The following is a 26,915-nucleotide window of genomic DNA, read 5'->3' as shown; positions in this document are numbered from 1 at the left end:
CCCCGACGCCCCCGCGCAGCCGCCCGGGGGCGTCTTCCGCTTCATCGCCCACCACCTGCGCAAGTGTGCGTGCGGAACGCTCATCGAGCCCGGCGACGACGCGGGCTACATCGACGACTGCGACAGCGCCTCGTGCGGGGACTGCTGCGACGAAGCGGAGGACAACGGCCGTGCTTGAGCGACTCGCGGACCCGATCGTGTTCGGGCCGCCCTACATCACCCGCTACGAAGTGCACCCCAGCGCCCTGTGGGTGTGCCACCGCTGCGGACAGCGGGCGCAGGGAGGCGGGAAGTGGGGCACCTTCGACGGCGAGCACCACTGCGACGGCTGCTGCCAGCAGATCGAAACCGCCCTCGCGGCGGTCCCCGTCTGCCCGTTCTGCGGCCGCGNNCCCGCCCGCGGGCGGGGCACTGACCCTGCGCAACACCCCGGAGAGGAAGACATGACCATCACCCAGCCGCTCGGCCTGGCCGTAATCCACGCCAGCGGCGTCACCCCCGTGTCCGCCGTACTCGTCTACGACCAGCGGGACCCGTACGCCGTCCTGCTGGACATCGAGGACGGCGGCGGCGCACACACGTGGGCCTTCGCCCGGAACCTGCTCGCCGACGGCATCAGCGCGCCGGGCGACGTCGGCGAGGGCGACGTGAAGATCATGCGTCACGAGGACGGAACGGTCTTCATCGCCTTCAGCAGCGACCAGGGCGCGGCGCTCGCCGAAGCCGACCCCGACGACATCGACGCCTTCCTGACCAAGAGCTACACCGCCGTGCCCGAAGGCACCGAGCGCGAGCACCTGGCGATCGACGCAGGCCTGGCCGCACTGTTCGGGGAGGCGGCGTGATGACACTGCGCTTCGAAGACCCGCCGCGGCACACAGGGGCAGCCCGGACCGACCACACCGTGGCTGCCGCAGCCCTGAAGCAGCGGCCCGGCCAGTGGGGCATCGTCGGAACGTACAAGAACATCGGGTCGGCCAGCGGTGTGGGGATACGTATCAAGCGTGGCGCCACAGCCGCGTACCGGCCCGCCGGAGCCTTCGAAGCGGTCGCCCGCACCGTGCACGGCGAAGCGCGGCTGTACGCGCGGTACGTGGGGGAGGGGCCCGATGCCTGAGCAGCAGACGCCGAAGCAGTTCGCCCTCGCAGTGATCAATGACGCAAAGAACAACATCAACCAGCTGGGCACGGTGCGCGGCGAAGCGAACCTGATCGCCAGCGTCACCGCACAGGCCCACCTCGCCCTCGCCGCCGCCCTGCTGGACGTGGGAGAGGCGATACGGGGTGACGGCACCGGAGTCTCGGTGGAGCGGGCCATGGGACGGCTGACGGCGGCGCTGCGCGAAGGCACAGGGAGGCGGGAGACGTGAGTGCACGGGATGACCTGATCGCGGGCCTGCTCAGCGGCGCCCAGCACTGGATGGCGGCGGGCGAGAACCCGGTGGAAGCCCGGCGGCTGGTCGACGCCCGTGACGCGGAAATCCGCCGCGAGAACGCCGCCACCGTCCGCGCTGCGAAGGTGCGCGAGCCCATCGACGAGACGGAGCGGCACCTGAACGCGGTGCTGGAGGACGTCGCCAGGGAGATCGAAGGGGCATCATGACCGACACGATGCCGCCGTTCAGCGGCGACAAGCCGACCTGTGCCAAGTGCGGCCACGTCGGCGCATCGACGCAGTACATGGCACACGGGCAGTGCATCCACGGCCCCGGGCCGGAGATCTCCATCGGCTACGAGCCGAACGAGCGCCTGCACCGAGCGTGCGGGCGCTGCGACTTCGCATGGGACGAAGCGATTTCCCGCCCTGCCGAAGGTGAGCATGCGTTCTGCGGGGAGGAGTCCTCAGCGATCGACGACACGGACCTCCCCGTCCCCGTCCCCAGGGACGCGCTGTGGAACCTCGTGGAGGTAGCCAAATGGGTGGCTGCGGAGCGCTGGTCATACGTCAAGCAGGCGCCGTACGTGGCGTCCACGGCGAGGGTCGCGCTCCGGGCGCTGGACAATGCGGGGCTGCTCGAACAGTTCGGGAAGGAATAACCCATGTCCAAGTACGAACCGACCGACGCGATGGCCGACAGGTGGGCTCGCGCCTACGGCGCCGTCGCCATCGAGCCGCACCCCGCCAACTGGACGATCAACGGCAGGCGAGCCGGCTTCATCCGCAACGGCAGCCGCGGCGCCTCGCACACCGCCGCGCTCGCCGAAGCGGCAGGCATACCGGCACGGAGGTACACGGCGTGAGCCGTTTCCAATCCGCACTCATCGTCACGGTCGACGCCGAAGGTGACTACTACTACAACGAAGCCGACCTGGTCCGTCACCTCACGATGTGGATCGAAGGCGCCCTCGAGGACCGAGATGACATCCGGCATGTCGCAATCACCGTCCAGGGAGGTGAGCAGGCATGACCATCCGCGACCGCACCGCCTTCTGGCTGCTCGGGACCGCGCACTGGCTGGCCGGTCGGCACCTGTACCTGTCGACCGGCTGCCAGCACGGCGATCACGAGTACTGCCAAACCGAGGCCAGGCGCTACGACGGCACGGTGAAGATCCCCGGGCAGTGCAAGTTCTGCCAGTCCCTTTGCATTTGCCGCTGTCATTCGGAGCGTGCCGAACGATGAAGCTATGCGAATGCGGGTGCGGCGAGGCTGCCCCCATAGCCAAGGTCACCATGCGCAGGCGAGGGTTCATCAAGGGACAGCCGCAGCAGTTCATCAAGGGGCACCCGACAACCCGCATGGAGCGCAAGAGCTGTAATGCCGACGACTGTGACGAGCTGACAACAGTCGAGTACTGCAGAAAGCACGAGACGCGCATGAAGCGCCACGGCAACCTCACAGGCAAGCGGCCCCACGGGTCGGCCACCGAACGTTTCTGGCGGTACGTCAACAAGTCCGACGAGTGCTGGACATGGGGCGGCAGCAGAACTGACATCGGCTACGGGGTGCACTGGACGGACGAAAAGAAGCTGATCGGCGCTCACCGCTTCTCTTACGAGCTGCACCATGGGCCGGTACCCGATGGGTTGCTCGTCTGTCATCACTGCGACAACCCGCCATGCGTGAATCCAGCGCACCTGTTCGCGGGAACCGCCACCGACAACGCGCAGGACATGATCCGCAAAGGACGCGGAGCGCACCAGAAGGACAGGAGCAGTACATGATCGGCCCCTGGAAGCGCGTTGCCGCGCGATGGAATGCAGCGAGGATAAGGCCTACGCAAGCAGGGCTGATTTCCTCTGATGAGCGCCGCGTCGTCAGCCCGGACGAAGCCGAGGCGCTGGGGCTGCTGGAGAACCCGCTCCCGCTCGACGGCGTCTACCGCGAGCGGGCCCGGCTGGTCGCACTGCTCGCCGCCCTCTATCCGTCGACTCTCGTGCTCGGAGCGGACCCGGAAGAGCCGGATTGGGCAGTCCTGTTCATCACGCTGCCCACCGGCCAAGCGTCGTGGCACATCGCGGCCGACGACCTGAGCCTGTTCCATCACGTCGACCTGGACGACGCGAACACGCCCGGCGCACCCGAGTGGGACGGCCACAGCACGGCGGAGAAGTACGAGCGCATTGCCGCGCACGTACGGACGCTCAAGCCCACCGTCCCCGTCCCCAGGGACGCGCTGCGGGGCCTTGTGGAGGTGGCGCGGTGGGTGTCCGGCGACCCGCACGAGCTGGCGCTCAGGAGCACCTGCACCGACTACTGCTGTCCAGACGGTGCATGCAAGCTCGACATCTACCGCGCCGCTCACCCCAGCCCCCGCCCCGACGCGAAGGCACGGCGCGCGCTCGCGGCGCTGGACGATGCGGGGCTGCTCGATCAGTTGGGGGAGGACGGCGATGGATGACGAAAAGCTCGTGCGCGACCTCATCCCCGCCATCGCCCCGGAGCGGCGCTACCGCACCGCCGACGCCTCGGAGATGCCCGCCCTGCTCCGGGCAAAGCTGCTCGAGGAGGCAGGCGAGGTCGCCAGGGCGTGCACCGAAGGAGAGATCGCCGAAGAACTGGCCGACGTCATGGACGTCGTGCAGGCCCTGGCCGCTCTGTGCGGCGTGAGCCCGGTGCACCTCGAAGCGATGCGGCGCAGGAAGCAGCGGACGCGCGGCGGCTTCGGCCACCGCGTCGTGCTACTTGATCAGATCGGAGAAGGAGATCAATGAGCTACGACATCGCGCTGCACCGTGAGGAGTCCCGACAGACGCCGGTGGCCGAGCGGTCGACGTGTCCGGAGCACCTTGAGTGGCGTGACCGGTGCGTTGGCCGACACGAGGTGCAGCCGTGACCGCCGCCGAGGTTTTCACCGCTGACGTCGTGGTCCTGACCGGGGACCGGCAGGTGCTGCTGATCGAGCGCGACTGGCCCCCTTTCAAGGGCTATTGGGCTTTGCCGGGCGGTCACATCGATCCGGGTGAGTCGGCCCGCACGGCTGCCGCGCGTGAGCTGCTGGAGGAGACGGGCGTCGAGGTCGACCCGGCTGATCTGGGCCGGGTTGGCAGGTTCGACGCCCCGGGCCGTGATCCTCGCGGCCGGTACGTGACCGCTGTCTTCGTGGCGGTGCTGCCTGCCGTGGTGGCGCCGACGGCCGGTAGCGATGCGTCCGCCGCGGCGTGGTGGCCGCTCGCCGAGTTGCCGATGCTCGCCTTCGATCACGCGGAGATTCTCGCCGCGGCCCTGAAGACGGGGGTGCAGCCGTGACCGCGGTCGACGAGCGGATGGTGCAGCGCATGCTGGATGGTCGGGCCGCGTCGGCCTTCGTCAAGGGTGTGGCCCGGATGGTGGAAGCGTGTCCGCATCCGCGGGGCCGGACGCTCAGGGTCACGGTCACCGCTGTCGACGGCGGCGAGGAGTTCGGTGCCGTTGAGGTCGACGTGACGAACCTGTGGGAGCTCGGGATGCGCGCCGGGTGGCGCGCCGACAATCCGCCGCCAGCCCTGAAGCGTCTGCGGCACCTGCGCGTCGTGCGCCCCGGCCAGTAGCCCACCCCCTGACCGCCGTGGTGGCGGGGTGACGACATCCCCCGGGCCTCCGCCGCCACGGCTCAACCTTCCTGATCCCGAGAGGATCCGCTATGCCTGCGTTTCTGTCGCCCGTCGCCGACCTGGCGGCACCGGCCGAGTCCTCGTCGCCGCTGTCGGTGGAGGAGCAGCTGGTCGCCGACTGGATGGCGGCCCGCGCCATCGACCCGGAGGTGCTCGATGACTGAGATCACCATCGTCCGCGCCGAACAGACCTGTGAGTCCTGCCCGTCGCAGTGGGACGCGTGGACAGACGACTGGCAGTACCTGTACCTGCGCTTCCGGTGCGGGCGCGGCACGGTCGATGCGTACGACGACCCGGACCCGGACACCTGGGGGCGCGTCCCCGACGGTGTGGTGGCGCGCTTCGAGCACGGCGGCCCGCTGGACGGTGTGATCAGCCTCGAATCGTTCTGCCGACTCGCGGGGCTGCGGCTGGAGCTGATCCGGTGAGCGCGCGCGAAGCGATGATCCGCACCGGGGTCCCGGCTGCCGCGCTGGACGCGTACGCCCACGAGTTGGCGGAGAAGATCCGGGCCGACCAGGACCACCGGGAAGCCGAAGAGCGTGCCCGCTTCAACCACCTGGATCACGAGACCGAACTCCAGGGCGACGCCGTGCGACGCACCGCCGACCTGATCGACCCGACGACGGAGGAAGGCGATGAAGAGTAGAGACCCCGGCGAGGGCGCCTGCCCGCGCTGCCGCAAGTCGGTCCCCCTGGTGAAGGACAGCCAGGGGGACCTTGTCTTGGAGCTGCACCACCTCGTGCTGTCCGACCAGGGCTACGTGGTGAGCACCTGCCGGGGCTCACGGGGTGCGCCTGCCAGGGAGCTGGACGACAGCGAGGACTGGGGGTGGAAGCAGGAGCGGGCGGCCCGCACGCAGCCGTACAGGAACGGCGGGCTGCCGGGCCTCGCAGCGGCCGTGGTGTCCCTGGAGGACTCGGTACGGACCGTCATACCGGCGATGCAGCACATGCGCGAGGCACTCGCCGAAGCGGAGGCAGCGTGCGCGGCGGCCGAAGGCACAGACGCCCGCTGCACCGCGCGCTACGGAGCCCCCGACGGGGTCACGCACCGGTGCCGCACCGAGGGCAGTCACAGGATGCACACATGCGCGATGCGCGGCTGCCCGTGGAGGTGGAGGAGCTCATGAGTGACGAACGGCCCGTCGCGGGCCGCTGCCCGCGCTGCGCCGCCCCGGTGGGCGCCGACGCGGCCCGCCGCCTCGAAGAACACCAGGCGCCGCTCTTCTCCGCGGCCGCGGCGTGGAGCCGCTGCCCCGGCTCGCGGACGGCCGCGCCCGCGCCCGCCGTGCCGCGTCAGGTGCACAGCCGTGCCGCCGGCTAGGCGCCCCGTGTGCGGCGCGGGGCTGCACGACCTCACCGACCCCGGCAACGTCCGGACCTACCGGCGCTCCGGCGGCCGCACCATGCGCTTCTGCAGGCCGTGCGCCCTGCGCAGGAGCAGGGAGCGCAGGACGCGCGGGCGCACCCCGGTGCCCAGCCCCTCGCGCACCGGACCGCGTCCGGCGCGCAGGAGCGTGCTCGGCATCCTGCAGGCCCTCGCCCGCGGCGAGACCGCAGCGGAGATCGCCGACCGCCTCGGCATGACGTGCGACGCCGTGGAGGACTGCCTGGACATGCAGCGCCGCCGCTACGGCGCGCGGAGCCTCGCGGCAGCCGTCCTGGCAGGCCTCGCCCGGGGGGAGATCCGGCCGCTCGGCTGGGAGCACCCGCTGCCGCCCCGCAACAACACCACCCGCAACCACACCCGTTCGCTGCTGCGGCTCGTACGCGGCGAGCGCACGGCCTGCGCCGCAGGACCCGCCCACGAGCGCATGATGGACGACCTGTACGCGTGGCACGAGCCGCACGCGGTGAGCGTCCTGTGGGCTGCCGGGATCATCACCGCCGACGACCTTCCCGCCCGACTGAGAGCAGCGGCATGAGATCACCCGTCATTGAATGCACAGCCCGATGACAGCACAGCAGAAAGAGGCGCGTGGCCGTGACGGAGACAGCAGACCAGAACGGCCACGCGCCCGCCTTTCCCCCGATCCTCTACACCCTCGCGGACTATGCGGCGACCCTCGGTCTCGACGACCAGGTCCGGCTTGTCGAACCGCAGATACCCCCGCCGCTCCTGCCGGAATTCCTCGGAGTCGTCCAGCGGCGGCGCGAGGAAATCCGGCAGGACGAAGAGGGGCGCAGAAGAAAAGGAGCCGCCGAATGGGCTGACGTACTCCAGCAGAGACGCGAAGGCGCTGAGATCGACCAGCTCCGGCAGCGGGAGGCAATGCCGCGCGCCTGGGCGCCCGTCGATATCGCGGCGGCGTGGGACGCGGCGGACGACGAGACCCGTACGGAAGTCGGCTATCTCTCCGGCGACATGCCCATCGGGCTTTTCTACCGGGGCAAGCTGAACGGAGTCCACGCCGAATCGGAGGCGGGCAAGAGCTGGCTGTCCTGCCTCGTCACCGTCCAGGAGATCACCTCTCACCACCACGTCGCCTACATCGACTTCGAGGACGACGTCACGTCCATCGTGCGGCGTCTCAAGCTGCTCGGGGCGGGCCGGGACGACGTGATCACCTATTTCCACTACCGCAATCCGACCGGGCCGCTCACGGCCGCGGACGAAGAGGGCCTGCGGGAGCTGATCGAAGTACGCGGCTCCCTGGCCGTGTTCGACGGCATGACCGAGGCCATGTCCCACGAAGGACTGGACGGACGGCTGGAGAACGACGTGGCCGCCTGGCACGCCAGGGTGACGAAACCGTTCGCCGCCGCGGACTGGTCCGTAGTGGTCCTCGATCATGTACCGCACGGCGAGAAGCGGGCCATCGGCAGCCAGCACAAGCGGTCCGCGCTCACCGGGGTCAGCTACCTCCTGGAGCTGGTCAAGCCCATCGGCAAGAACATGAAGGGCAAGAGCAGGCTGCGGGTCGAGAAGGACCGCGGGGCATGGGTCCGCGCCCACGCGGTCCCCGGACCGCGCCCCCAGTGGTTCGCGGACGTGGTCATCGACTTCGAGGGCAAGGCGGCGCCCACCGCGAACGTGTGGCCCGCCTGGCCTCACGACGACGCCGAAGCGCGGGGCTTCGAGGACGCGCCGCCGCAGAAGCTGTGCGAAGCCGTCACGGGCTTCGTGGCAGGCAACCCGGGATGCAGCGCGCGGGCGATCCGCCAGGGCGTCACGGGCGCCACGGACCGGATTCTGTGGACGATCGAGTGGCTGACCTCGCAGGGACACCTGACGGTGTCGAGGGCGGGATCGCGGTCCGCGCATGGTCCGGGACCGGTCCCCTACGAGGGGACCAAGATCGAGGACCACTGTACAGAGGACCGGTCCGTGTTCGTCCAGGACCACCTTACCGGCCAATGAGGGCTGGAATTTTATATACGACCAGGTCAGAGTCCTTATCAGTGAATTTTTCGAGTGGTCCCCGGACCGGTCCCGGACCACTCAGGACCGCTGTTTTAGTGGTCCCGGACCACTCCAGACGTTTGCCCAGGTCAGGACTGGTCTTTAGTGGTCCTCCCCCGTCCGTCCTTAAGGACGGGGACCACGGACCGGTTCCGGACACGTTGCGAAGATCAAAAGAGAAAGGATCTTGCTACGGCTGCGCGACGCAATATGGACACCAAGATCGAGTTAGCCACCTGCAACAGCTGCGGCGGCTATGTGATGGCAACAGCAGAGGCGGTGGCGGACACGCAGCCGCTGGACGCAGAGAGCTACCGGGCCGCCCTGATCGCTGGGCGGTCCGCCTACGACGTCATCGCAGAGGCTGGGCGGCCCCGGCACTTGAGGCTGCGCACGGCGAGCGTCAGCGGCATCGCGTGCGTCACCGTGGCGTCGCATTCCTGCGGGGCCGGGGTCACGCCGCTGGGCGCAGAGCCTTCTCCGGCCGCCGCCGTGACGGGCCGCCCTGCCAAAAGCTGGGCGCACCGCTGCTCCGCCTGCCGCTGCCTGATCGAGGCCGGCGAGAGCTTCACGGCCATCGACCACGAGCGCTACCACTGGGCGCAGCACGACGTGTGCCCCGTCCGCGCCTCTGTGCGCGTTTCTGACGCCCTGTAGGCCGCATCACGGCCCCGGGCGGCGCCGAACCCCTCAGCGGCCCCCACAGGGCCGCTCTGTCTTGATCAGGAAGAGGACCGCATGATGTGTGACGACTGCCGGTGGGCTGCCGCCCATCCGGCCGCTGCCGCCCAGTTCGACGACGAAGGCCACGCGAAGTGCAGTGCCCTGGGGCAGGGCCGGTGTACCTGCCAGCACCGCGGGACGCCGTACGCGGTCAACGCCGACCGCGACAGGGCGGCCGGTGCGCCTGTCCGTGCCGGTGCCATCGCTCCTGCGGACCGCGCCCGGCTGGGGTGGCTGCTCCGCGACGCGCTGCGCCGGAGCTTTCCGGGGCAGCGGTGACCGACGCCGAATACATAGCCGGCCTCGTCGCCCAGCTGGCCGGTGGCTGGGATGAGCGGATCGAATACGAGGTGCCGGTCACGCAGCATGTGGCGCTGTGCCAGCTGCGGCGGTCCGCCATGCCGCCGGGCAGGCGCAAGCACTACGAGTGCGGATGTCCGGTGCATTTCGAGGCGCGGGCGCAGACGACGCAATTGCCGTCGCTTCTCGATCAGTTGCAGGAGGCTGTTGCGGAGCCGGTGTCGAAAGCGGGCGGCGACGGTATCGGTGCCATGGACAGGCCGCATTCGAATCCGCCGGGCAATGGTGAGGCGCTTGCGGTGCTGCTGAGCGTTACGGCCGACGCCCGGAAGTATTACGACGCCCTTCGGCGAGTCCTCTATCCGGATCACGGGGAGCGGAAAGGCGTCACGGTGATCAGCGCTCTGCGTGCCATTCCGGACTGGTGCGCGATGGCGTCGGAAGCGGGACACGACGATCTTGTCTACGAAGTGAAAGAGGATCTGCGCAAGCGCGTCCGCACGGCGCGGATCATCCTCGGGTACGACTCGCCGATGGCGATGATCGAGGACACCGTCTGCGGCGACTGCGGGGGAGCACTGATCGTCGCTGACGATGCGTCAACAGACGTGCGGTGCATCGGAACACCCGAGGCGCCGTCGTGCGGTGCGAAGTACTTCAGGTGGGACTGGATCAGGCTGCTGGAAGGTGAGGGCGCGTGAGGATTCGAATTATTGAGACGGAGGAGTACCCGGTTCTCTATCTCGAACCGGAGTATGTGGAGTCCTTCCCGGATCAGGTGTACGAGGTCGATCAGGCCCTGATTGATGAGTACCGGGCGGCCGATGATGCGTGGAGGATCGTGCAGGGCAAGTTGGCGAATGTCATCCGGGCTGCCGCCCAGGAAGGTGAGGGCGCGTAATGGAACCCATTCATGTGTCGGACGGCGAGGCGCGCGAAGGGTACATGTACAGCGCGGGAGGTGTCGGCGTGCGCAAGGATCTCGTCGAAGCAGTCCTCGCATCGTGGGCGACCATCAGCCCGACCGGCGATCCGGTGCTGGCGCTGCGGTACGTCGGGGACGGGGCGGTCAACTCCGTCGACAACATCGCGCGGATGGCTGCCCTGGCGGTCGCCGAGGCCATCGTTCACCCGGAGGACCGATGACGCAGACAATCAAGCACGCGGCGGCAGACAAGTTCATGACCCTGGACGAGATCGAGTCCTTCTGCCGCCAGGTCCGCGCGGCCGGGGCGGCGGGCACCGCTTCACCGAAGGCGCGCATCACCTTCGGCGGGCAGCTCCGCAGCATGGAGATCTCCGTGGACGGCGGAGCATCGAAGGATGGGGCGCAGTGAGCGCCGACCTGATCGCTTTCGTCAGGGCGCGGCTCGACAGCGAGGAGCGGCGCGCCAGGGCTGCCCCGCAAGGCCCGTGGGTCGTCTCGCGTGAGCCCGGCCGACTCGGCTTGGATTGGACGATCTTCGGACAGCTGGGCACGACGACTCGGTACGACAGGGCGACTGACTCACGCGTGCGTGTTCCTCAGCGTGAGGAGATCGCGGGTCCGGGATACGAGGGCGGCGGAGTGTGGAGCCGAGAGGCTGCCGACCACATCGCCCGCCATGATCCGGCCCACGTTCTCAGGGACATCGAGGCGAAGCGGGCGCTGATCGACAAGTACGAGGAAGCCGTCACGTTCTACAACGACCCTGCCAACCGGCATGTGTCCGCAGGCGAGATCACGGGGCTGAGGACGGCGCTGGCTTGCGCCGCCCTGCCCTACGGCGACCATCCCGACTACGACGAGGAGTTCCGGCCGTGACCGCCGAACTGATCGCGTTCCTGCGGGCGCGGCTCGATGGTGCTGTCGCCCGAGCCTCGCGGTGGCATGACCTTGAGTGCGAGATCCACACACGCATGGACGGCGACCTGCTGGCGATGCTTGCGGCAGGAAGGATGCTGGCTGAGGTGCCCGGAGCCGTGTGCGACTGCGGTGGCCCGGCCCGCGTCCTCAAGGAGATCGAGGCGAAGCGGGAGATGCTGCGGTTGTACGAGCGGGCCTGTGACCACTGGGCGGTCTTCACGAGCGGCTTCACGGTCGCGCTGGAAGACGTGCTGCGCATGTTCGCGGCGGCGTACGACGATCATCCCGACCACTGCGAGGAGTTCCGGCCTTGACGGACGACGGATGGACTGTCGAAACGCTGCGGGCCCACGTCACGGCGATCTTCGAGGAGCGGGACAAGCGCTACGACCAGCGCTTCAACGATCTCGACATGGCGACGAAGGCGGCGCTGGCCGCCTCCGACAAGGCTGGCAGCAAGGCGGAGCGCGCGACCGAGGCGCGCTTCAGGGGCGTCAACGAGTTCCGTCAGACGCTCTCCGACCAGGCCCTGCAGTTCATGACCCGCACGGAGGCCGTGGCCGCGATCGAGCGCAACAGCGAGCGCATACAGGAGCTCACGGACCGTCTCAACCGGTCCGAGGGCAAGGGTGCGGGCCTCAATGCCGGATGGGCCTACCTGATCGCAGGGGTCACGGCGATCGCTGCCGTGATCGGGATCATCCTGGGTGTGACCAGATGAGAGGAGAAGTGATCATGACCGACGAATCAGCTGCCCGCGCCGATGCGCTCGTGAGCGCGTTCATCCTGCGTAGCTTCCTTGAGCGCACCCGCGAGGATATGGAGAGCCGTTTGCGCTGGCGCTGTCAGCGATCGAGTGATGATGACGCCCGGCATCTTGTCGACTGCCCAACGGTCAGGGTCGTCGACCAGGAGGGCAGTGACGGCGAATACGGCTGCGACACCGGCTGCGAGTACGCAAGGCTTGAGGCGACCATCACGTGCGAGCACGGCCGTAGTGCCGACTTCGAGTACGGCGACTTCGGTGACCTCGCGGGCTTGATCTCGGGGATCGTCGATGAAGAGTCCCGGCGCCCGTGATCCTCGCCGACACCGAGGCCGCCTGTCTGTACTGGGGCTGCTCGCGGCGCTATCTGTACAAGCTGGCCGCAGAGGGCCGTCTGGTCCGCTACGGCAGCACGAGACAGCGCCTGTGGGACCTGGACGCGATGAAGCCGCGAGAGCCCGGTGCGCCGCTCCCTGAGCCGCCGCCGAAACGCCCACGAAAGGGGATGATTGCCATGTAGGCCTTTGCTGGTGCACTCTTGACCCGTACCAGGCATGCCCGGGAGGCAGCCTGTCGATACTTCAGGGCCCGCCGTGTGCGGGCCTTTCTGCTGTGTGCCGCCTTTGGTGAGCGCCAGCGCCATTCACTCACCGCGCCACTGACTGCGCGGATACAGCGGCCCCGTCGTGGGCCGCTTCCTCATGCCCGCACCAGGCGGGTGGCCTGAGCGGGGCAGGCCCAATTCCCATCGGAGATCAGCTCATATGGGGCACGACCGCAAGCATCGCAAGATCAAGGGCGCCCGGACCAAGCGCGCTCTCGCCACGACGGGGGTTACCGCCCTCGTGGGCACGGGCTTCACGGCCGCCGGGGCAGGCACGGCAGACGCCGCTCCGGTCAGCGTGTGGGACCGTGTTGCCCAATGCGAATCAGGCAACAACTGGAAGATCAACACCGGCAACGGGTACTACGGCGGGCTGCAGTTCAGCGCGTCGACCTGGCGCGCATACGGCGGCGGCAGGTACGCCTCCCGCGCCGATCTTGCCAGCAAGGCCCAGCAGATCCAGACCGCAGAGAAGGTGCTCGCCTCCCAGGGGCCCGGAGCCTGGCCCGTGTGCGGCGCCCGTGCCGGGCTCACCCGGGGCGGCGTCAAGCCCTACAGGGCGGCGCCCAGGGCCGCGAAGGCAGCGCCTCAGGCCGCGCCGAAGGCGGCCGTGGGCGGGACTGCGGCCAGGGCCGTGGCGCATGCGCTCAGGCAGGTGGGCAAGCCGTACATCTACGGGGCCACCGGCCCCAACGCCTACGACTGCTCCGGTCTGGTGCAGGCCGCCTGGCGTGCGGCAGGGGTCTCGATCCCGCGTACGTCACAGGCACAGCTGGCCGGGCTGCGGCGGGTCTCGCCGTCACAGGTGCGGCCCGGCGACCTGGTGATCTACCGGGGCGGTGGGCATGTCGCCCTGTATATCGGGGGCGGCAAGATCATAGAGGCCAGCCGTCCGGGTACGGCCATCCGCACCGCGCCCTGGCGCAGCGGCTGGTACGCGAGCGCCTTCACCGCCGTCGTACGCCCGGCGGGCTCGACAGCAGGGGGGCCTGTGAAGCAGGCACCCCCCACCACGGCGAAGAGCAAGGGTGCCCCCAAGAACCATGGGGTGCCTGCCAAGCCGAGGGCCACGCAGAAGAGGGCCACCCCGCAGGACACCAGGGGCGCTCAGCGTCGGGGCGCCCCTGCCAGGCGGGCGCCTGCCACGTGGGGCGGCAAGGCGTACAAGGTCAAGCCTGGTGACTACCTGTCACGTATCGCCAAGGAGCACAACATCAAGGGCGGCTGGCAGGCGCTGTACGCGGGCAACGACAGGACCGTCGGCAGTAACCCCCACCTGATCCACCCGGGCCAGGTGCTGCACCTGTCCAAGTAGATCCACCTCGCTTGTGCTGCCTGATACACCCTCACCGGCACGGTGTGCCCCCACCCATGGAGGTGCACCGTGCCGGTGACCAGGTGTGCCGGTCGCAGTGGTAGTCGATGGCGTGATGCTGTCGCACTGCTCAAGCGTGAGTCGGTGCCGATCTGTCATCTGTGTGGTCGTGACATCGACATGACCTTGCACTACCTCGATCCGATGGCATGGCAAGCGGATCATGATCCTTCGATCGCTGTACTACTCGCACGCGGTGATGATCCCGATGACGTGCAGTGGCTTAAGCCCTCGCACCGGATCTGCAACCAGCGCAAAGGATCAGGTCAGGCCAGGCGGCCGGTGGTCGCGTCGAAGCGGTGGTAATGCATAGCCCCTGTATAGAGCCCGCATAGGCATGCCGAATAGTTGATGTATGGCTATGCATTGGCGTCGGGCTATTAGTGATCGGTGAGGGGGATTGCTGATGTTGCATCGGGGGTGCGGACCAACGACTGGGCGGGCCGGAATTGATTTGGCATTCCAACATCACATAGGGGGGTGGGGGTTTGCTGCAAAAGATCGCCAAGGTGACCCGCTTCGCTCCTATGTCCGGGTTAACCCTCTAGCGAAATGATCTGCAAATCTGCAGGTCAGAAGCTTGATCGATAAGGTTGTCCCAGTTGGATCTCCATGGCCCTGCTAGATCGTTCGCATATGCGCAGGTCAGAGCTTGATCGACGCTGTGGGCCGTTTAAGGGCTGAGTTGATCGTCTTTACGAAGCAAATTTGCTGCCTCTGTCGACGTCTTGATCATCTGAGTGATCGTCAAGTCTGCTGCTCCGTAGATCAACTGGTGTGGTGTCATATCGATCAAGCGCATAAATGCCTGCATAGATCGCGCCGGGATTATGCATAGCCGTACGTCATCGCTGCATAGATCCCGAAGGGGGCATGCATGGCCGATGTCGTGATCCCCGTCTACTTTCAGGATCCGGATGCCAATCTCGACTGGGTGTGGGACTGGTCGGACTGGCTCGCCCCCGGCGAGACGATCTCGTCGTCGACCTTCACCGTGTCTGCCGGGCTGGACCTCGGGGTCACGTCCAGCACGCTGTCGAGCACGACGGCGTGGCTGTCCGGCGGCGCTCCCGGCAACCCGTACCTGGTGACCAACCACATTGTCACGAGCGCCGGCCGCGCCGACGACCGCTCGATCACGATCCGCGTCAAGAACCGCTGATGGCCCTGTACGTCGTGATCGGCCCTCCCGCTGCGGGCAAGTCCACGTGGGTCAACGAGCGGGCGAAGAGCGGCGACATTGTCATCGACTACGACCGCATCGCCAATGCCCTGACGGCTCTCGGTGCTGCGCCGCACGGCCACAAGCGCCCGCTGGCGACGGTCGCTTTCCGTGCCCGCGAGGGCGCTATCAGCGAGGCGCTGCGGCACGTCGAGACGCACGACGTCTACATCATTCACTCGGTGCCGAAGCAGGCAGCTATGGATAACTACTGCAAACGCGGCGCCGAGATTGTCACGATTGACCCCGGGCGCGACATCGTCGAAGCGCGCTGCGCCGCCGAGCGCCCCGAGGACTACATGAGGGGCGTGAAGCGCTGGTACGGCTCCGGCCTGCGCCAGCGTCCCGCGCCGCGTCCGGCGCCCCCACAGACCGATGCGCCGCACGGCGCAGCACCGCGGCCGGCCACCGGCTCCCGCGCTTGGTGAAGGGATTTCAAGGATGGCCGTCCAGCTTGCTACTGCAACTCAGAATGCGATGGCCGATGCCGCTGTCGACCTGATCGACGGAGGGGCGGGCGCCGGAACGATCAAGATCTATACCGCGTCGCAGCCCGCGAATGCCAACACGGCGGTGTCGTCGCAGACTTTGCTCGCGACGTTCACGCTGGACGACCCCGCTTTCGGCGCCGCGTCTTCGGGCGTCTGCACGCTCGGTGCCGTACCGCTGTCGACGACGGGTGTTGCGGCGGGCACAGCGGCGTGGTTCCGCTGCGCGAGCAGCACGCCGGGCACGGTCTTCGACGGCTCGGTCACGGCAACAGGCGGTGGCGGGCAGATCCAGCTCAACACGACCACAATCTCAAACGGCGTTTCGGTCGAAATCACGAGTGGCACGTTCACCATGCCCGCGAGTTGACCGCTTATGTATGCAGGTCACGGGCATTTGTAAGCTGACACTGCGTCATGAAGCCCTTAGAATTTAGAGATGAAGACACCTTGTACGGCTGTCGGATGCGAGCGGCCTTTGCTGGCACGGGGGTACTGCTCAGCGCACTACGGCGCCGCCAAGAGACGTGGTGAGTTCGGCGGCCCCTCGTGCAAGAGGGATGACTGTGACCGTCCGGTATATGGGCGAGGGTGGTGCAGTAAGCACTGGCAGAACTGGCGCTACTCGGTCACCAAGGGCGATGCGCCTGATCCGTCACGCCCGATCTGTTGCGTCGAAGATTGCGAGAGGCCGGTTCGAAACAAGGGATGGTGTGCCACGCACTATTCCCGGTGGTACCGCACTGGCGATCCGGGAGGTGCGCAGATCAGCACTCCCGCTGCGGCGGGTGAGGGGTACATAGACGGCTCGGGGTACCGACGCTTCACACGTGACGGTGTCGCGGTGCTTGAGCACCGTGACGTGATGTCCAAGGCCATCGGCCGTCCCCTGGAGTCGCACGAGACGGTGCATCACATAAACGGCGACCGGCTCGACAACCGCCTAGAGAACCTGCAACTTCGGTCGGGCCGTCACGGCAAAGGCGTTGCCCACCGTTGCCTTGATTGCGGCTCGCAGAATGTGATCGCCGTGGAGCTGTAGTACGCGGGAGGTGGCGGCCTCCTCATGCCCATCGCGTTTCAGAATGCAACGTCGGCCACCGGCAACAACGTTGCGACGTACGCGGTCAGCGCGCCGTCCGGGACCGCCAGCGGGGACATGCTGATCCTCGCCGTCTCGGTGTCGGAATCCGCCGGCGTGGTGCCGACGGTAACGGGCTCCTGGACGCAGAAGCTGACTGTCAACCAGGTGACCAGCGGTGATGACCAAGACAACACGCTGTCGCTCTTCTGGCGCCGCGCGTCGTCGGAGCCGGGCAGCTACACGGTCACGCCGGATGGCACGTACGGCAACTACTCCGCTGCTTCGGTGCTCCGCTACACGGGCGTGATCTCCAGCGGTGATCCCTTTCGCGCGTCGGCGACCGCTACCGGCGGCGCGACGCTCGGCACGCCGCGCACGAGCGCCACGCTGTCCGGCGTTCAGACCTCTGACCTGGCACTTCATTGCGCGGGGGCAGTGAAGGCGACGTGGAACACGGACACGTTCGACCCCGCCGGGCCGGGAGGCTCGTGGGTGGAGCGCGGCGAGATCCGCATGACGTCGGCCAGCACGGGCATGCCTGCGATCTTGTACTTGGAGCAGTCCGGCACCGGCACTGCTCCGTCCTTTTCCGCGACGGGCACGGCGTCGGCGAACTTGGCGTGGTGCTTCTGTGCGGGCGCCCTGATGGAGGAGCCCGCGCAGACGGGCCCCGGTGAACGGATCTTCAGCACGGCGGTACGCCGTGCCTCTACGTGGTGAGGGAACGTCATGGCCGCTCTTGATTCCAACAGGTATCCGCTGATGTGGATGAACGGGGAGTCGGACCGCGTTGCGCTGTATGCCCTGCGGGACGTCACCGCGACCGATACGGTCGACGTTGTCCAGCAGTTCACCGTCGTGAAGCGCGCGGTGATCATGGGGACGACCGTGGCTGCGGCCGTCGGCGCCTCGGTTTCGAACACCACGGTGACGGTACCTGCGGGGGCGAACCGGGACGGCGGGTACCTGCTGGTCTACGGCGTGGCCGGTGTGGCGTGAGCCTCTACGTCGCCTACAACTGCGCCATCGATGCGACGACCGGCGTCATGGCGGGGACCAGCTACACCACGGGCGCGAAGTGCGCGATCCAGCTGGCGACCACCTCCACCGTCGGCATTCGCGTCGTCGAATGGGGCGTCAGTTTCAACGGCAGCGCGGCTGGTACGCCCGCCGTCTGCACGCTCGCGCAGGCCAGCGCCGCAACCACTTCGCTCACCGCCCACAGCACGTCCACGGTGATGCCGGTCGGCGACAGCGCCAAGGCGTCCAGCCTGACGATGGGCACCGGGTCCACGGGCTACGGCGCCGCGACCATCATCACGAACACGACCGAGCGGCAGTTTGCGGGCGCCCTGGTGGCGCCGACGACGCAGTACGAGAAGCAGTGGCCGCTGGGCCGCGAGCCGGTGGTCAGCCCCTCGAAGTACTGCCAGCTCAGGGTCAACACCGCCGCGACGCTGACGGCCATCGCGTACATCGTCTTCGAGGAGTGCTGACCGAGGCGGTGTGATTCCATGGCCCGTCTCGGACGCGGACACCCCGCAGGCGCCTACGCGACGCGGGTCACGCAGCCCGCCCCCCAGCTGGCCGCTGACGGCGTCCTGGCGGTCACTGCCCCGTCGGTGACGGTCGCGGCGGCCGGGGCCGCGAAGGCGGCAGGCATGCTGTCCGCGGCAGCGCCGTCGGTCATGATGACCGCGGGCGGCGCGGTGGAGGTGCCGGGCACGCTGCCGGTCACCGCGCCTGCGCCAGTCGTCGACATCACCGCCGGTGCGGTCGCAGCGGGCGCCCTGGCGGTGACTGCACCGGCGTCTGCGGCGCTCCTCGCCGGGACCGTGACAGTCCCGGGTGGCCTGACTGTCGCTGCACCCTCCGCGACGGCCAGCGCCGCCGGAGGTGTCACGGTGACGGGCACGCTGTCCGTCGCGGCGCCCCTGCCGGCGGCGGAGCTGGACGGCCGTCTGCCGTACGCGCTGCGCGTCGTCGCGCCCGCCCCTGTCTTCATCGCGGTCGGCGGTATCACCAACCTGGTCGGCGTCACTGCACCTGCTGCTCTGATCGAGATCTCGGCAGGCGTCGCAGTCAGCGGTGACGCCGAAGCGACAGCGCCCGCGCCGTCCATCGCGGCCTACGGCGCGGTGAGCACAGATGCCGTCCTGGCCGTGACGGCGCCTGCTGCCGCGGTCGAGGCCGCCGGAGACCTGACAGTTACGGGCGGGGCGGCGGCGACCGCTCCGGTCCCGCTCGCCAGTCTGTCCGGCGGGCTCACTGCCGCTGCGGCTCTGGTCGCGACCGCCCCGGTCCCTCAGGTTCTGATCGAAGGCGCCGCACTGCTGGGCGGCGCTGTCGAGGTGGCCGCACCGGCCCCTGTTGTGTCGTTTCCGGGAGAGACCGTGTCCCGCGGGCCGATGGCCTGCCAGGCGCTCTCAGCAGGCTTCACCGCAGTGGGCACCGTCGCTGCGCCCGGCTCGCTGTCGGTCCTCGCGCCGGGCGTGCAGGTGGCCGTGCACGGCGCCGTGGCCATCGAGTCCGGCGCGTTGGCTGCCGCGGCGCCGCTGCCGGCCGTCCTCGTGTTCATGGAGACCCGCGCTGCGGGGCCCCGTGTTGTCGTCGTGGTCGCCCAGCCGCGCATTCTGTGCGTCGCAGCCGAGGACCGGAGGGTCCGCGTCGCTGAGGATCTGCGCACCCTGACTGTTGCCGCCGAGGCCCGCCTGATCTTGATCGAGGCGACGCCCAGAACTTTGGAACTGGCGGGTGACTTCGGGTGAGCGACTTCCGCGACGTCATCTCCGAGGGCGACAAGCGCGCGCAGCTCGCAGCGATCCGTGACCGGCTTGCGCTGGAAATGTCCGGCGAGTTCGACTGCTGCTCGTGCGGCAAGCCGCGGCGCTCCGCGGGCGCTGAGACGGCGGCTCTGGCGTTGCGGCTGGTCAAAGTCCTCGAAGCGCTGGAGTCGATCCCCGATACGGCGGCGGTGTCCCGGGTCGACGAGCTGATGGCGCGCCGTACGGGCGGCGCGCCGAACGCGGCGCGGCGCCAGGGCGGCAGGCGCAGGGGCACCGGGGTATGAGCGGCATCGTCGTACCGGGGCGTGGCGACCAGGCCCCCCGGATTCTCAGCGCGCCCCCGCGGGTGTCGAGTGTCGGCGCGGACGTCGCAGAGCTTGCGGAGATCGCCGGGCTCACGCTCGATCCCTGGCAGCGCCTCGTACTCGACAACGCTTTGGGGCAGCGCCGTGACGGGACGTGGTCCGCCTTCGAGGTCGGTCTGATCGTCGGCCGCCAGAACGGCAAGGGTGTCTGCCTCGAAGCCCGCGAGCTGGCCAGTCTGTACCTGCTGGACGAAGAGCTGTGCATCCACAGTGCGCACCTCTTCGACACGTCACTCGAAGCCTTCAAGCGCATCCTCGGACTGATCGAGAACACTCCGGATCTGGACCGCATGGTCAAGCGCGTCAGCCGCTCCCACGGTGAAGAGGGCATCGAGGTCTTCCGCGACGGCGCCCTGCGGCGGCTGCGTTTCCGCTCGCGCACTGCGGGCGGCGGCCGTGGCTTCTCCTGCGACTGCCTGGTTCTGGACGAGGCAATGATCCTCACGGACCGGGCGGTGGGCGCGATCCTGCCGACACTGTCCGCCGTGCCGGACCCGCAGGTCTGGTACACGGGGTCGTCCGGCACCAAGGACTCGACCGCGCTCGGCCGCGTCCGCACCCGCGGCGTTGCGGGCTCCGATCCTCGCTTGTGCTACCTGGAGTGGTCGATCGACGGGTGCACGCAGTTCTGCCCGCCGACGTGCGAAGACCATGACGCGCAGGACTTCACTCCCGATCCGCGGTGGGACGAAGCCGAGTACAACCGGCAGCTTTCGCGCCTGTACGCGAGCTACCCCAAGGCCAATCCGGGCTTCGGGATCCGCATCGGGGGAGTGCGTGATCCGGAGCGCTCCATCGAGCACATCGAGGCGGAGCGCCGCTCGATGTCGGCGGAGGAGTTCGCTCGCGAACGTCTCGGGGTCGGCGACTGGCCTGTCGAAGGCGAGTCGTGGCGCGTCATCGGTGAGGCGTACTGGAAGGCGTGCATCGACCCGTCGTCCGAGCCGGTCGGTGATCTGTCTTTCGGCGTCGACCTGGCGCCGGACCGCAAGAGCGGGTGCATCGTCGTCGCCGGGCTGAATCCGGACGGGCTGACCCACGTAGAGATCACGTCGCCGGATGACACGACCCTCGACCACCGCCCCGGCGACCGGTGGATCGTGCCCCGCCTCGCCGATCTGGTGGCGCGCTGGAAGCCGAAGGCCGTCGTCATCAACCGCGCCGGCCAGGCGGGCGCGCTGATACCGGCGCTCGAAGCGAAGGGCGTCGAGGTCATCCACCCGACCGCGCGCGAATTCGCGCAGGCCTGCGGCAGCTTCGGCAGCGCGGTCGTCCCGATGCGCGGCCACCACCCCACTCTCGTGCACCTCGACCAGGTGACGCTGTCCTCCGCGGTGGCGGGCGCCGACAAGCGCACCGTCGCCGACCTGTGGGCCTGGGACCAGCGGGGGGCGGCCATCGACATCTCGCCTCTCCAGGCTGCGACGCTCGCGGTCTGGGGACTGCAGCAGATCAAAGCCGAACCCGAGCCGGTCGAACCGTGGGTGGTTATGCAGTGACGCGCTTTCAGCTCTTCGCCGCCCTGCTCGTGGGGGTCGGCATGACCGCCGTCGGACTCGCCTGGGCGTACGGGCCATGGGGGCTGACCGGCAGTGGCATTGCCGTACTCGCGGTCGCCCTCTTCGGAGTCAACGAAAAGAAGGAGTGACCTGTGGCCAAGCTCTGGCGCTCGCTCCTTCGGAGCGGCGAAGCTCGCAGCAGCGATCCGCCGCTGTCCATGCAGAGCTGGGCTGATCTCCTCAACTACAACGGGCTCGCCTACGGCTTCGGCACGGTGACGACCAGTGCGGACACTGAGGCGATATCCAACGACTTCCGCGCCTACAGCGAGGGCCTGTACAAGGCAAACGGCATTGTCTTTGCCTGTATGACGGTACGGGCGCATGTCTTCTCCGAGGCGCGCTTTCAGTACCAGCGGATGAAGAACGGCCGCCCCGGCGACCTGTTCGGCACGAAGGAACTGGCCCTGCTGGAGACGCCGTGGCCCAACGGGACGACCGGCGAACTGCTGTCCCGGGCCATGCAGGACGTGGACCTGTGCGGCAACCACTACGTGGTCCGCGAGGCCGGGCGCCTGCGCCGTCTGCGCCCCGACTGGGTGCAGATCGTGCTGACGGCGCCACCCGACCAGGCTGTGCAGAGCGACGTCGCGGGCTATGTCTACTATCCGGGCGGAATCGGCAATGGCCAGGGGAAGGTGTATCTCCCCGAGGAGCTGGCGCACTGGTCGCCTATTCCGGATCCTGATGCGCAGTACCGCGGCATGTCGTGGCTGACGCCCGTTATCCGCGATATCCAGTCGGACAAAGCGGCGACCACGCACAAGGCGAACTTCTTCGCCAACGCTGCGACTCCGAACCTTGCTGTTTCCTTCAAGGAGACGGTGACCAAGGAGCAGTTCAAGGACTTCATGGCGGCCATGGATGCCGCTCATTCAGGCGTGGACAACGCGTACAAGACTCTGTACCTGGGCGGCGGCGCGGATGTCCGGGTGGTGGGCGCTGACCTGAAGCAGCTTGATTTCCGGGCGACGCAGGGCGCCGGTGAGGTGCGCATCGCCGCCGCGGCGCGGGTGCACCCCACGCTGGTCGGCCTGTCCGACAGTCTCAGCGGTTCGTCCCTGAACGCCGGTAATTACAGCGTGGCCAGGGACTGGTTCGGTTCCGGGACGATGCGCCCGCTATGGCGCTCGATATCGGCGGCCTACCAGACGCTCGTGCCCGCGATCACCGGTACGCGCCTCTGGTACGACGACCGCGACATTCCTGCGCTGCGCGCGGACAAGAAAGATCTTGCTGAGATCCAGACGACGCAGTCGGCCACCATCACGTCCCTCATTACTGCGGGCTTCACGCCGGAATCGGCGGTTGCGGCGGTCATGGCAGAGGACTGGGCACTGCTGGTGCATTCCGGGCTGCTCAGCGTGCAGCTCACCCCGCCCGGAGAGTCGGACGAGCCGGTCGCATTGCCGGAACCCGTAACCGCACCTGCCGAGGGGAACTGAGGGGGCAGCACATGGCCGCTGCGGTTCTGCGTCACGGCAATCTCGGTGATCCCGGCTATCACGCTTTGCACCCGGGAAATACCGGGGGCGGTGAGAAGAGGCTCCCTTCAGGGGCTATGGTCGGCAGCCCGGACTTCTCGGAAGGGGATCACCGGGACGCTCTCAAGGGGTATCAGAAGAATTCTCAGGATCTCAACGAATACATGCGTCACAAGCGGCTCCCCAACGGAAGTAATGAGAAAACCATCCGACGGGAATCGCAGATTCTGGACGATTTGATCCAGATTCAGGAACCGTCCACCAAACCCCGGACAGTGTACCGGGGGGCCAAGAAGATGGATCTCAAGGTGGGCAGTGTATTTACCGACTCGGGATTCGTCAGTACGTCGGACAGCAAGGACGTAGCCGAACTCTTTACGGTCATGTACGACGAGGAAAATCCTGGGGACGTCCTGGAAATCGATCTGCCCAAAGGGACCAGGTCGGTCCATGTCCCTTCGGTCAAGGGCGAGGACAAGTACGGCGAAGATGAGCGCATCCTCTCGCCCGGAACCTCGTACCGCGTCGTCGCCAAAACTCCGAACGGCTACAAGCTGGAAGTGATCACATGAGTTCCGACCGAGACCCCCGACGGTTCACATGGGAGCCGAGTGATCTGGAAGGCCATTCCCCCGGAGGAAAGGACGGGCCGCTGTTTCCTGACGCGGACGATCCGGACGCTCCGAAGGAAGGCCGTAGCGCAGCTTCTGGTGCTCCGGTCAAGCTGACCGTGCCAGTATGCCGCGCACTTCCGGAGCATGTGGCTGTGCGGGCCGGTGCCAGTGCCGGAGAAATGCCTACGATGACGGGGCACTTCAGTGTGTTTGAGACCTGGTACGAAATCAATTCGGCCTGGGAGGGGCAGTTCATGGAGCGCATAGCTCCTGGCGCCTTCAAGAAGACACTGAATGACGATGCGGGCCGGAAGAACCCCGGCGAGCGCATCAAGGTACTGCTGGAGCACGGTCACGACCCCCAGGTCGGGGACAAGCCGCTCGGCGTACCGCGCAGTTTGGGTGAGGACGCGACCGGCCCGGCTTACGAGGTGCCCCTGCTGGACACGTCCTACTGTCGCGATCTGGTGCCTGCCCTTGAGGCCGGGGCGTACGGCTCCTCCTTTCGGTTCCAGGTGATGCGGGACGACTGGAATGAAGCCCCGGAGCGGTCGGCCTCGAATCCGGGTGGCATTCCCGAGCGCACGATCCGCGAAGTCAGGGTGCTGGAATTCGGGCCCACCGTTTTCCCCGCGAACGCTGCGGCGACGGCCGGGCTCCGGTCCACTACCGATGATTACTACGACAAGATCCGTAGCCGCCATCCCGACCAGTACGCGGAGGCACTGCGGAGCGTGAGGGGCCAGCGGGCGGATTCGGCCGAGTACGCCGACCCGGACAAGAAGTATCCGCTGGGAAGCGCGGAGCAGGTCAAGGCCGCGTGGAAGGCCGTTAACAGTTCAGCTGCTGAGTACAGCCCGGAGGATCTCGCCGCCATGAAGGCCAAGATCCAGGCTGCTGCGAAGAAGCTGGGCGTCACCCTGGACGACCCCAAGAAGGAAGGGCCGCCCGCCAAGGGCGACGCCCCGAAGAAGGGCACTCCGTTCGGAGCCGCCCCCGAGAAGAAGTCGACAGAGCCGCGCAAGCACTCTGCGGAACCGACCCCGATCACTACGCAGAGCAGGAGCAGCAGCGTGCCCGACAACGAGTTTCAGATGACAGTTGAGGAGCGCTCCGCGCGGCAGGAGGAAATCCGGCAGCGGCTTGGGGAGCTTGACACCGAGTACAACGGTGCGGCCCTTCCGGGGGACCGGCAGGACGAGTGGGATGCACTTTCCGCGGAGCACGACGAGCACAAGGCCGCCATCGAGGCGGCGACCGCCCGTGCGGCGCGTATCGCGGCGCTTGCGGGCGCCAAGGGCGGGACCGAGAGCGGCACCGGCTTCGAAGCGCCCAACCAGGTGCGTACCCGCTCCGACATCTACGACGTGGTGGCGCTGCGGCGCGACGCCCGGTCGATGGACGACCTGGGCAGGATGCTGAAGGAGAACGCACTCCGGGCGAACGAGCAGGCGCACTTCCCGTCGGTTCGCAGCCGGGAGGACGCTCAGGCCCATGTCGAGCACCTGATCCGGAGCGTGGACGGCCCGGAGGGCGTCCTCGCCAAGCGCATCCTGACAACTGGCCACGAGCGCTACGACAGGGCGTTCGGCAAGGCCGCTCTGGCGGGGTCTACGGCCACGCTCACGAACGAGGAGCGTGCCGCCCTGGCCATGGGCGCCGATGCGACGGGTGCCTTCGCGGTGCCGTTCCAGCTCGACCCGACCGTCATCATCGACAGCACGGTGTCCGGCGGCGTCGTCAACCCCATCCGTCAACTGGCCCGAACGGTAACGATCACCGGCAAGACGTGGGAAGGCATCACGTCCGGCGGCATCACAGTGTCCCGCGCGGCGGAAGCCGCTGAGGCTACGGACAACTCCCCGACGCTCGCCCAGCCGACGGCCACACCGACGCGTGTGCAGGGCTTCGTCCCGTTCTCCTTCGAGGTCGACCAGGACTGGACGCAACTGCGCGGTGAGCTGGGCAGCATGTTCCAGGAAGCCAAGGACAACGAGGAGAGCGCGAGCTTCATCCTCGGCGTCGGCACCACGGTGAACCCTCAGGGCGTCGTCGTCGGCGCTGCGACTGGCACGCTCCTGTCCACTGCGACAACCCTGGTCTTCGCGGTCGGTGACCTTTACACGCTGCATGACGCGCTGGCGCCGCGGTACGTCCCGAATGCCAGCTGGCTGGCGAACAAGGCGACGTACAGCAAGATCCGGCAGTTCGACACGGCGGGTGGCGCCAACCTGTGGGAGCGCATCGGTGCGGGCCGCCCGAACGAACTGCTCGGCTACCCGGCTTACGAGGCGTCGGCCATGGCCAGTGCGCTTACATCCGCGAGCCGCATCATGCTCTTCGGCGACTTCAAGAAGTTCCTGATTGTCGACAAGGTCGGCATGAACGTCGAGCTGATCCCGCACCTCTTCGGCGGGACCGCGAACTACCCGACCGGGCAGCGCGGCATGTACGCGGTGTGGCGCAACACGTCCAAGCTGCTGGACGCCGCCGCGGTCCGCCTCCTGAAGGTTCTCTGATCCACCGCCTGGCGTTCCTTCACCGGGCGCCGGGCCACCAGGGGAGACCCGGAAGGAGTTACCGCCATGGCGGGACGTATCTATGTGTCCAGGGTGAGCGGTGTCGTGCAGCTTGAGGACGGCTCGCAGATCACTCTCCAGGAGGGCGTCACGCGGGTCCGCGAGGGGCACGCGCTACTCGAAGACCGCGAGGACCTGTTCCAGGAGATCGGCGTTCACTACGAGGTCGAGGCCGCGGTGGCGCGCCCGGAGGTGCCCGCGAAGCGCACCGAGGCGCCTGTCGGGCCGGCCGTGAAGCGTGGCCCTGGCAGGCCGTCCGGTAAGCAGGGCGCCTGATGGCCAACAACATCAGGCAGCTGACGGCGGGATCGACCTACTTCCAGGTCATGGCATCCGCGGCAAGGACGGCGACGCCAGATACCGAGGAATTCGAGATCACCGGCCGCGGCTACGAGTACAGCGGCCTGCATCTCATCATCGATGCCACCGCCGTCACGGCCACTCCGGCGCTGACGGTCACCGTGTCCGGCGTCGACCGCGTCAGCGGCAAGACGTACACGATCCTCCAGTCCGCCGTCATTGCCACCGCCGTAACGACGGTGCTGCGCATCGGCGTCGGCCTGACTCCCGCGGCCAACACGGTGGCGAGCGACTCGCTCCCGCCGGTCTTCCGGGTGACTGCAGCGCACGGCGATGCCGATTCAATTACCTATTCCATCGGCGGGATGCTGGTCTAGCC

At 68.0% G+C, this 26,915-nt stretch carries 48 protein-coding genes; all 48 read left to right on the top strand.

The window, feature by feature from the left end; translation table 11 throughout:
* Positions 1-443 precede the first annotated feature (443 nt).
* The 48 genes from AOK03_RS43380 (at position 444) to AOK03_RS03375 (ending at position 26,913) form a co-directional block, all read left to right on the top strand.
* Positions 444-845 carry an SsgA family sporulation/cell division regulator gene (locus AOK03_RS43380; RefSeq protein ID WP_063792412.1) on the top strand — a complete coding sequence of 134 codons (402 nt, stop codon included), beginning with the start codon at positions 444-446 and terminating at the stop codon, positions 843-845.
* Between the two features lie 59 nt (positions 846-904).
* Positions 905-1,117, top strand: a complete 213-nt coding sequence (locus AOK03_RS03585; RefSeq protein ID WP_157868857.1) for a hypothetical protein — start codon at positions 905-907, stop codon at positions 1,115-1,117.
* Positions 1,110-1,370, top strand: a complete 261-nt coding sequence (locus tag AOK03_RS03580; RefSeq protein ID WP_055563649.1) for a hypothetical protein — start codon at positions 1,110-1,112, stop codon at positions 1,368-1,370. Before AOK03_RS03585 ends, AOK03_RS03580 begins: the two co-directional genes overlap by 8 nt.
* Positions 1,367-1,603: a hypothetical protein gene (locus AOK03_RS03575; protein WP_055563648.1), complete on the top strand. Its 237-nt coding sequence runs from the start codon at positions 1,367-1,369 to the stop codon at positions 1,601-1,603. The genes AOK03_RS03580 and AOK03_RS03575 overlap by 4 nt, the downstream gene beginning before the upstream one ends.
* On the top strand, positions 1,600-2,037 hold the full coding sequence (locus tag AOK03_RS03570) for a hypothetical protein (RefSeq protein WP_055563647.1): 438 nt from the start codon (positions 1,600-1,602) through the stop codon (positions 2,035-2,037). Before AOK03_RS03575 ends, AOK03_RS03570 begins: the two co-directional genes overlap by 4 nt.
* Before the next feature lie 3 nt (positions 2,038-2,040).
* Positions 2,041-2,241: a hypothetical protein gene (locus tag AOK03_RS03565; protein ID WP_055563646.1), complete on the top strand. Its 201-nt coding sequence runs from the start codon at positions 2,041-2,043 to the stop codon at positions 2,239-2,241.
* Complete coding sequence (locus AOK03_RS42415) at positions 2,238-2,408, top strand: hypothetical protein (protein ID WP_157868856.1); 171 nt, start codon at positions 2,238-2,240, stop codon at positions 2,406-2,408. The genes AOK03_RS03565 and AOK03_RS42415 overlap by 4 nt, the downstream gene beginning before the upstream one ends.
* The gene (locus tag AOK03_RS41710) at positions 2,405-2,623 is read left to right on the top strand and encodes a hypothetical protein (RefSeq protein ID WP_055563645.1); all 219 of its coding nucleotides are present in this window, start codon (positions 2,405-2,407) and stop codon (positions 2,621-2,623) included. Before AOK03_RS42415 ends, AOK03_RS41710 begins: the two co-directional genes overlap by 4 nt.
* Entirely contained in the window at positions 2,620-3,165 is a 546-nt protein-coding gene (locus tag AOK03_RS43375; protein WP_208609491.1) for an HNH endonuclease signature motif containing protein, read from the top strand. The genes AOK03_RS41710 and AOK03_RS43375 overlap by 4 nt, the downstream gene beginning before the upstream one ends.
* On the top strand, positions 3,162-3,842 hold the full coding sequence (locus AOK03_RS03550) for a WDGH domain-containing protein (protein WP_055563643.1): 681 nt from the start codon (positions 3,162-3,164) through the stop codon (positions 3,840-3,842). The genes AOK03_RS43375 and AOK03_RS03550 overlap by 4 nt, the downstream gene beginning before the upstream one ends.
* The gene (locus AOK03_RS03545; protein WP_055563642.1) at positions 3,835-4,155 is read left to right on the top strand and encodes a nucleoside triphosphate pyrophosphohydrolase; all 321 of its coding nucleotides are present in this window, start codon (positions 3,835-3,837) and stop codon (positions 4,153-4,155) included. Before AOK03_RS03550 ends, AOK03_RS03545 begins: the two co-directional genes overlap by 8 nt.
* A 118-nt stretch (positions 4,156-4,273) precedes the next feature.
* Positions 4,274-4,690 carry an NUDIX domain-containing protein gene (locus tag AOK03_RS03540; RefSeq protein WP_055563641.1) on the top strand — a complete coding sequence of 139 codons (417 nt, stop codon included), beginning with the start codon at positions 4,274-4,276 and terminating at the stop codon, positions 4,688-4,690.
* Positions 4,687-4,971: a hypothetical protein gene (locus AOK03_RS03535; RefSeq protein ID WP_055563640.1), complete on the top strand. Its 285-nt coding sequence runs from the start codon at positions 4,687-4,689 to the stop codon at positions 4,969-4,971. The genes AOK03_RS03540 and AOK03_RS03535 overlap by 4 nt, the downstream gene beginning before the upstream one ends.
* Before the next feature lie 92 nt (positions 4,972-5,063).
* Positions 5,064-5,198, top strand: coding sequence for a hypothetical protein (locus AOK03_RS44825; RefSeq protein WP_279616300.1), 135 nt, complete (start codon positions 5,064-5,066; stop codon positions 5,196-5,198).
* On the top strand, positions 5,191-5,463 hold the full coding sequence (locus AOK03_RS03530; RefSeq protein ID WP_055563639.1) for a hypothetical protein: 273 nt from the start codon (positions 5,191-5,193) through the stop codon (positions 5,461-5,463). The genes AOK03_RS44825 and AOK03_RS03530 overlap by 8 nt, the downstream gene beginning before the upstream one ends.
* Positions 5,460-5,684, top strand: coding sequence for a hypothetical protein (locus AOK03_RS03525; protein WP_055563638.1), 225 nt, complete (start codon positions 5,460-5,462; stop codon positions 5,682-5,684). Before AOK03_RS03530 ends, AOK03_RS03525 begins: the two co-directional genes overlap by 4 nt.
* Entirely contained in the window at positions 5,674-6,168 is a 495-nt protein-coding gene (locus tag AOK03_RS03520; protein ID WP_055563637.1) for a hypothetical protein, read from the top strand. Before AOK03_RS03525 ends, AOK03_RS03520 begins: the two co-directional genes overlap by 11 nt.
* The gene (locus tag AOK03_RS41700) at positions 6,165-6,362 is read left to right on the top strand and encodes a hypothetical protein (RefSeq protein ID WP_157868855.1); all 198 of its coding nucleotides are present in this window, start codon (positions 6,165-6,167) and stop codon (positions 6,360-6,362) included. The genes AOK03_RS03520 and AOK03_RS41700 overlap by 4 nt, the downstream gene beginning before the upstream one ends.
* Positions 6,349-6,963 (top strand): hypothetical protein, encoded by a 615-nt coding sequence (locus AOK03_RS03510; protein ID WP_157868854.1) that lies wholly within the window; start codon positions 6,349-6,351, stop codon positions 6,961-6,963. Before AOK03_RS41700 ends, AOK03_RS03510 begins: the two co-directional genes overlap by 14 nt.
* A gap of 59 nt (positions 6,964-7,022) precedes the next feature.
* Entirely contained in the window at positions 7,023-8,399 is a 1,377-nt protein-coding gene (locus AOK03_RS03505; protein WP_157868853.1) for an AAA family ATPase, read from the top strand.
* Between the two features lie 252 nt (positions 8,400-8,651).
* Positions 8,652-9,098, top strand: a complete 447-nt coding sequence (locus AOK03_RS03500; protein WP_055563633.1) for a hypothetical protein — start codon at positions 8,652-8,654, stop codon at positions 9,096-9,098.
* Between the two features lie 81 nt (positions 9,099-9,179).
* Positions 9,180-9,443 (top strand): hypothetical protein, encoded by a 264-nt coding sequence (locus tag AOK03_RS03495; protein WP_055563632.1) that lies wholly within the window; start codon positions 9,180-9,182, stop codon positions 9,441-9,443.
* Positions 9,440-10,165, top strand: coding sequence for a hypothetical protein (locus tag AOK03_RS03490; RefSeq protein WP_055563631.1), 726 nt, complete (start codon positions 9,440-9,442; stop codon positions 10,163-10,165). The genes AOK03_RS03495 and AOK03_RS03490 overlap by 4 nt, the downstream gene beginning before the upstream one ends.
* Entirely contained in the window at positions 10,162-10,365 is a 204-nt protein-coding gene (locus AOK03_RS03485) for a hypothetical protein (protein WP_055563630.1), read from the top strand. Before AOK03_RS03490 ends, AOK03_RS03485 begins: the two co-directional genes overlap by 4 nt.
* Positions 10,365-10,610, top strand: coding sequence for a hypothetical protein (locus AOK03_RS03480; RefSeq protein ID WP_157868852.1), 246 nt, complete (start codon positions 10,365-10,367; stop codon positions 10,608-10,610). The genes AOK03_RS03485 and AOK03_RS03480 overlap by 1 nt, the downstream gene beginning before the upstream one ends.
* On the top strand, positions 10,607-10,801 hold the full coding sequence (locus tag AOK03_RS03475; RefSeq protein ID WP_055563628.1) for a hypothetical protein: 195 nt from the start codon (positions 10,607-10,609) through the stop codon (positions 10,799-10,801). Before AOK03_RS03480 ends, AOK03_RS03475 begins: the two co-directional genes overlap by 4 nt.
* A complete protein-coding gene (locus AOK03_RS03470) occupies positions 10,798-11,268 on the top strand; it encodes a DUF6221 family protein (RefSeq protein ID WP_055563627.1) in 471 nt (156 codons plus the stop codon). Before AOK03_RS03475 ends, AOK03_RS03470 begins: the two co-directional genes overlap by 4 nt.
* The gene (locus tag AOK03_RS03465; RefSeq protein WP_055563626.1) at positions 11,265-11,624 is read left to right on the top strand and encodes a DUF6221 family protein; all 360 of its coding nucleotides are present in this window, start codon (positions 11,265-11,267) and stop codon (positions 11,622-11,624) included. Before AOK03_RS03470 ends, AOK03_RS03465 begins: the two co-directional genes overlap by 4 nt.
* Complete coding sequence (locus AOK03_RS03460) at positions 11,621-12,031, top strand: hypothetical protein (RefSeq protein WP_055563625.1); 411 nt, start codon at positions 11,621-11,623, stop codon at positions 12,029-12,031. Before AOK03_RS03465 ends, AOK03_RS03460 begins: the two co-directional genes overlap by 4 nt.
* 14 nt (positions 12,032-12,045) lie before the next feature.
* Positions 12,046-12,390 carry a hypothetical protein gene (locus tag AOK03_RS03455; RefSeq protein ID WP_157868851.1) on the top strand — a complete coding sequence of 115 codons (345 nt, stop codon included), beginning with the start codon at positions 12,046-12,048 and terminating at the stop codon, positions 12,388-12,390.
* Positions 12,387-12,596, top strand: a complete 210-nt coding sequence (locus tag AOK03_RS03450; protein WP_055563623.1) for a hypothetical protein — start codon at positions 12,387-12,389, stop codon at positions 12,594-12,596. The genes AOK03_RS03455 and AOK03_RS03450 overlap by 4 nt, the downstream gene beginning before the upstream one ends.
* A 244-nt stretch (positions 12,597-12,840) precedes the next feature.
* A complete protein-coding gene (locus AOK03_RS44820; RefSeq protein WP_055563622.1) occupies positions 12,841-13,995 on the top strand; it encodes a transglycosylase family protein in 1,155 nt (384 codons plus the stop codon).
* Between the two features lie 937 nt (positions 13,996-14,932).
* Positions 14,933-15,217, top strand: a complete 285-nt coding sequence (locus tag AOK03_RS03440; protein ID WP_055563621.1) for a phage fiber-tail adaptor protein — start codon at positions 14,933-14,935, stop codon at positions 15,215-15,217.
* Positions 15,217-15,705, top strand: a complete 489-nt coding sequence (locus AOK03_RS03435; protein WP_063792409.1) for an ATP-binding protein — start codon at positions 15,217-15,219, stop codon at positions 15,703-15,705. The genes AOK03_RS03440 and AOK03_RS03435 overlap by 1 nt, the downstream gene beginning before the upstream one ends.
* Before the next feature lie 13 nt (positions 15,706-15,718).
* Positions 15,719-16,135 carry a hypothetical protein gene (locus AOK03_RS03430; protein WP_063792408.1) on the top strand — a complete coding sequence of 139 codons (417 nt, stop codon included), beginning with the start codon at positions 15,719-15,721 and terminating at the stop codon, positions 16,133-16,135.
* 495 nt (positions 16,136-16,630) lie between these two features.
* The gene (locus AOK03_RS45100; RefSeq protein WP_208609490.1) at positions 16,631-16,807 is read left to right on the top strand and encodes an HNH endonuclease; all 177 of its coding nucleotides are present in this window, start codon (positions 16,631-16,633) and stop codon (positions 16,805-16,807) included.
* Positions 16,808-16,831: 24 nt separating this feature from the next.
* Positions 16,832-17,569, top strand: coding sequence for a hypothetical protein (locus tag AOK03_RS03425; protein ID WP_055563619.1), 738 nt, complete (start codon positions 16,832-16,834; stop codon positions 17,567-17,569).
* A gap of 9 nt (positions 17,570-17,578) precedes the next feature.
* Entirely contained in the window at positions 17,579-17,848 is a 270-nt protein-coding gene (locus AOK03_RS03420) for a hypothetical protein (RefSeq protein ID WP_055563618.1), read from the top strand.
* The gene (locus AOK03_RS03415; protein WP_055563617.1) at positions 17,845-18,345 is read left to right on the top strand and encodes a hypothetical protein; all 501 of its coding nucleotides are present in this window, start codon (positions 17,845-17,847) and stop codon (positions 18,343-18,345) included. Before AOK03_RS03420 ends, AOK03_RS03415 begins: the two co-directional genes overlap by 4 nt.
* 18 nt (positions 18,346-18,363) lie before the next feature.
* The gene (locus tag AOK03_RS03410; RefSeq protein WP_055563616.1) at positions 18,364-19,617 is read left to right on the top strand and encodes a hypothetical protein; all 1,254 of its coding nucleotides are present in this window, start codon (positions 18,364-18,366) and stop codon (positions 19,615-19,617) included.
* A complete protein-coding gene (locus AOK03_RS03405; RefSeq protein WP_055563615.1) occupies positions 19,614-19,919 on the top strand; it encodes a hypothetical protein in 306 nt (101 codons plus the stop codon). Before AOK03_RS03410 ends, AOK03_RS03405 begins: the two co-directional genes overlap by 4 nt.
* The gene (locus AOK03_RS03400; protein ID WP_055563614.1) at positions 19,916-21,499 is read left to right on the top strand and encodes a hypothetical protein; all 1,584 of its coding nucleotides are present in this window, start codon (positions 19,916-19,918) and stop codon (positions 21,497-21,499) included. Before AOK03_RS03405 ends, AOK03_RS03400 begins: the two co-directional genes overlap by 4 nt.
* Complete coding sequence (locus AOK03_RS42410; RefSeq protein WP_157868850.1) at positions 21,496-21,648, top strand: hypothetical protein; 153 nt, start codon at positions 21,496-21,498, stop codon at positions 21,646-21,648. The genes AOK03_RS03400 and AOK03_RS42410 overlap by 4 nt, the downstream gene beginning before the upstream one ends.
* Positions 21,649-21,651: 3 nt before the next feature.
* Positions 21,652-23,004 carry a phage portal protein gene (locus AOK03_RS03395; RefSeq protein WP_055563613.1) on the top strand — a complete coding sequence of 451 codons (1,353 nt, stop codon included), beginning with the start codon at positions 21,652-21,654 and terminating at the stop codon, positions 23,002-23,004.
* A gap of 11 nt (positions 23,005-23,015) precedes the next feature.
* Entirely contained in the window at positions 23,016-23,615 is a 600-nt protein-coding gene (locus AOK03_RS03390; RefSeq protein WP_079074445.1) for an ADP-ribosyltransferase, read from the top strand.
* Positions 23,612-26,176 (top strand): phage major capsid protein, encoded by a 2,565-nt coding sequence (locus AOK03_RS03385; protein ID WP_079074444.1) that lies wholly within the window; start codon positions 23,612-23,614, stop codon positions 26,174-26,176. The genes AOK03_RS03390 and AOK03_RS03385 overlap by 4 nt, the downstream gene beginning before the upstream one ends.
* A 66-nt stretch (positions 26,177-26,242) precedes the next feature.
* Entirely contained in the window at positions 26,243-26,512 is a 270-nt protein-coding gene (locus AOK03_RS03380) for a hypothetical protein (RefSeq protein WP_055563610.1), read from the top strand.
* Entirely contained in the window at positions 26,512-26,913 is a 402-nt protein-coding gene (locus AOK03_RS03375; RefSeq protein WP_055563609.1) for a hypothetical protein, read from the top strand. Before AOK03_RS03380 ends, AOK03_RS03375 begins: the two co-directional genes overlap by 1 nt.
* Positions 26,914-26,915: the final 2 nt, after the last annotated feature.

Source organism: Streptomyces atriruber, from assembly GCF_001418325.1.
Classification (GTDB): Bacteria; Actinomycetota; Actinomycetes; order Streptomycetales; family Streptomycetaceae; genus Streptomyces; species Streptomyces atriruber.
Note: the sequence above shows the minus strand (reverse complement) of the source record. Positions and strands in the feature narration are given on the sequence as shown.